This window comes from Actinoallomurus acaciae (genome assembly GCF_042429965.1).
In the GTDB taxonomy this organism is placed as follows: domain Bacteria; phylum Actinomycetota; class Actinomycetes; order Streptosporangiales; family Streptosporangiaceae; genus Actinoallomurus; species Actinoallomurus acaciae.
In genome coordinates, this window is record NZ_JBHLZP010000654.1 from 1 (window position 1) to 3988 (window position 3988).

The window sequence follows — 3988 nt, forward strand, 5'->3', positions numbered from 1 at the left end:
AGCGTGACGCGCGCTCAGGGGGTGGTCAGCGACTCCACCGCGCGGACCACGCGGTCGGTCTCGGCGAGGGTGGGCAGCACGACGTCGGCGCCGGCGCCGCGCAGCTCGGCCTCGGTGGCGTTGCCGGTGGCGACGGCGATCGTACGGGCGCGGGCGATCTGGGCGGCGCGCACGTCGTTCGCCGAGTCGGCGATGAGCACGGTCGCGGCGTCCGCGATCACGGCGCCGTACTTCTCGGCCGTACGGCTGCGCGCGAGCTCGACCAGTGCGGCCTTCGGATAGGTCTCCGAGCCGTACCCGCCGACCTTGAAGTCGAGGTGCTTGTCCAGCCCGAGCGCGGTCAGCTTGGCGACGGCGTTCGGCTCGATCGAGCCGGTCAGCACGGACTGGACGACGTCGCGCTGCCGCGCCACCGCGGCGAGGGCCTCACGGGCGCCCGGCAGCACCCGGCCGTCCTTGCGAATGGACTTGCGGCGGGCGGTGAACGCCTCACCCAGCGCCGCCATGAACTGCGCGAGGTGGTCCTCGGTGGTCACGACGTCGTTGAATGCCAGGGTCTCGAAGATGATCTCCGATTCGGTACGGCCCACGGTCGGCGCCAGGCGGACCAGGGGACGCCCGGTCACCTGTTGGAAGGCCTCGGCGTACGCCTCCCGCGTCACCCGGCCGACGTCGACGAGCGTGTGATCGACGTTCCACAGCACGAGACGGGGCATGACGGACTCCTGCGGCGAAATGGGGGCGACGGTTAATGGTCGGGGTTGCGCCCCTCGATTCGCAAACCCGCTGTTCAGCGCGAGGACGGCGCCCACCGGGGCACCGCCCTCGCGCGCACGCGCGGCGGTCAGCCCATGTGCGGGTAACGGTGGTCGGTCGGCGGGACGAGCGTTTCCTTGATCGAGCGGGTGCTGACCCACCGCGTCAGGTTGAAGATCGAGCCCGCCTTGTCGTTGGTGCCGCTGGCCCGCGCGCCGCCGAACGGCTGCTGCCCGACGACCGCGCCGGTGGGCTTGTCGTTGACGTAGAAGTTGCCGGCGGCGTAGCGGAGCCGGTCCGAGGCCGCCGCGATGGCGGCCCGGTCGCGGGCGACGATCGAGCCGGTCAGGCCGTACGGCGCGGCGCTCTCCATCTGCGTCAGCATCGTGTCGTAGTCGCCGTCGTCATAGACGTGCACGCCGAGGATGGGGCCGAAGTACTCCTTGGTGAAGATGTCATCGGCCGGGTCGGAGCTCTCCAGCACGGTCGGCTGGACGAACCAGCCCTCGGAGTCGTCCAGGCCGCCGCCGACGAGCACGTCGACGCCGGCGTGGGACCTCGCGCGCTCGATCGCCTCGCGGTGCTTGGCGAACGCCCGCTCGTCGATGACCGCGCCCATGAACACCGACAGATCCTCGGCGACGTTGCCCATCGTCAGGGACTCGACGGTGGCGAGCAGGTCGTCGCGCATGCCGTTCCACAGCGAGCGCGGGACGTAGGCGCGGGAGGCGGCCGAGCACTTCTGACCCTGGTACTCGAACGCGCCGCGGATCAGGATCGTGGCGAGCGCCTGCGGGTCGGCCGAGGGGTGGGCGACCACGAAGTCCTTGCCGCCGGTCTCGCCGACGAGCCGCGGGTAGCTCCGGTAGTTCGCGATGTTCTCCCCGACGGTGCGCCACAGGTGCTGGAAGGTGCCCGTGGAGCCGGTGAAGTGGATGCCGGCCAGGTCGGGCCGGCTGAGGGCGACCTCCGAGACGGCCTGCCCGTTGCCGGTCACCAGGTTGATCACGCCCGGCGGGAGCCCGGCCTCCTCCAGCAGCCGCATGGTGAAGTGCGCCGCGAACGTCTGCGTCGGCGACGGCTTCCACACCACGACGTTGCCCATGAGCGCGGCCGAGCACGGCAGGTTGCCGGCGATCGCGGTGAAGTTGAACGGAGTGATCGCGACGACGAAGCCCTCCAGCGGCCGGTACTCCAGCCGGTTCCACACACCCGGGGAGGAGATCGGCTGCCGGCTGATCAGCTCGCGTGCGAAGGAGACGTTGAAACGGAAGAAGTCGATCAGCTCGCAGGCCGCGTCGATCTCGGCCTGCTGCACCGATTTGGACTGGCCCAGGATCGTGGCGGCGTTCAGCGTGGAGCGCCACGGGCCGGACAGCAGTTCGGCGGCCCGCAGGAAGATCGCGGCGCGGTCGTCGAAGGACATCGCGCGCCAGGCGGGTGCGGCGGCGCGGGCGGCCTCGACGGCCGCGGTGACATCGGCGGCGGTCGCCTCGTGCATGCGGCCGAGGACGTGCCGGCGGTTGTGCGGCTCGACGGCGTCGATGGGCGTGCCGCCGCCGAGGCGCCGCTCGCCGCCGATGGTCATGGGCAGGTCGATCCGCTCACCGGACAGGTCCTTGATCTTCGCCTCGAGCGCGGCGCGGTCCTGACTACCGGGGGCGTACGTCTTGACCGGCTCGTTCACCGGGACGGGGACGTTCGTGACAGCATCCATGGAAAACACTCCCCAGCGTTCGACGACGTCGTCGTTCTGCATCGTAAGCACGGGTTGCCATACCCGACAAAAGCTCGTCGATCCAGGTCAGATGTGCCGCGCGACATCGGCGAGGCGTTCGATCACCGGAACGCCGAACCGGGCGAGGTCGGCGCGGGACTGCAGGCCGCCGGTATAGAGCACCGCACGCGCCCCGACGTGCCGCGCGGCGGCCGCGTCGTCGACGCTGTCGCCGACCATGAGGACGTCGGCGGCGTCGACGCCCAGCGCCGCCAGGTGCCGCACCATGAACCTCGCCTTCTCGCCGCCCCCTTCGTCGGGCCGCAGCCCGTCGACCCGCCGGAAGGACAGCTCTAGGCCCAGCCGGCTCACCGTCACGGCGAGCCGGTCGTGGTGCCACATGGACAGCACCGACTGCGTGTGCCCGTCGTCGGCGAGCACGTCGATGGTGCGGCGGGCGTCGGCGGCGAGCCGGCAGCGCTCCATGAGCCGGTGGTAGGAGTCGTGGAACGCGGCGTCGATCCGCTCCCACTCCCCGTCTTCGAGCGCCCGGCCGAGAATCCGCTCGTACGACGTCCAGATCGGCCGCGTGTACGCCGCGCGGTAGCCGTCGAGCCCCAGCGGCGGCAGGCCGTAGCCCGCGAAGACCTCGTTGGTGGCGTCGAGGATGGCGTCGCGGTCGTCGAAGAGCGTGCCGTTCCAGTCCCAGACAATGTGCATGACGTCCTATCGTCCCCGATGCCCCCGCGATGTCCACCCCTCCGCGCGGACCGGCACGCGTGTGCCCGGGCGGGGGTCTCCCCGCCCGGGCACGGCCGCTCGGGTCAGTTCGTGGGCTCCGGGCCGACGAACAGGATGACCTGGCCGCTGTCGCCGGCCGCGGCATCGTGGACGTACCAGTCGCTCCGCACCTTGTCGGCCGGGATGCCGTTCGGGTACGGCTGGTCCGTGCCGTTGTGCTCGTACCGGTACTCGATGCCGCCGATGTGCTTCCTCTTCGCCTCGGCGAGCACGTCGGCGACGGTGCGTCCCGTCACGTCGCTCAAGCCCACACCCTCGCCGGGGGTGTCTCCGGGACCGGTGTCGTAGTGCTCGCCCGGCCGCGCCGTCCGTCCGAAGACGACCCGGACGAAGGCCTTGTAGGTCAGCGGAATCCTGATGCCGACCCCACATGTGTCGCTTCCGCAGTGTCCGGGCGCGGTGATCATCTTGACCCGCCCGCTCCCGTCGTCCTCCAGGAAGAGGACCGTGCCCGCCGACTTCGCCGAAGCGGGCTCCAGCCGGAGGTCGACGTTCAGGCCGTGGGCGGCGAACTCCTTCTTGTACCGGGCCGGGTCGGCGACCGGGTCCTTCACCCGCACGGTCAGGTACCCGCCCGTGCGGGTGAAGGAGAGCGCCGCCGCCCGCACGTTCGGCGGAGCGGGCACGACGGTGACCCCGGGACGGCCGGAGTCGCGGGTCGACACGACGGCGCCGGTGGCCGCGGCCACGACCGCGGCGGCGACCAGGCCGCCG

General features: G+C 71.4%; 3 protein-coding genes and 1 pseudogene. All 4 read right to left on the reverse strand.

Features of this window, described 5'->3' with window-relative positions:
• Positions 1-14: 14 nt before the first annotated feature.
• Positions 15-716, reverse strand: a complete 702-nt coding sequence (locus ACFFNX_RS44260) for an HAD family hydrolase (RefSeq protein WP_378212258.1) — start codon at positions 714-716, stop codon at positions 15-17.
• Between the two features lie 128 nt (positions 717-844).
• The gene (pruA, locus tag ACFFNX_RS44265; protein WP_378212259.1) at positions 845-2473 is read right to left on the reverse strand and encodes an L-glutamate gamma-semialdehyde dehydrogenase; all 1629 of its coding nucleotides are present in this window, start codon (positions 2471-2473) and stop codon (positions 845-847) included.
• Positions 2474-2560: 87 nt separating this feature from the next.
• Complete coding sequence (locus tag ACFFNX_RS44270; protein WP_378212260.1) at positions 2561-3193, reverse strand: HAD family hydrolase; 633 nt, start codon at positions 3191-3193, stop codon at positions 2561-2563.
• Positions 3194-3297: 104 nt separating this feature from the next.
• Positions 3298-3988 (reverse strand): annotated as a pseudogene (locus ACFFNX_RS44275) (hypothetical protein); the annotation flags it as partial.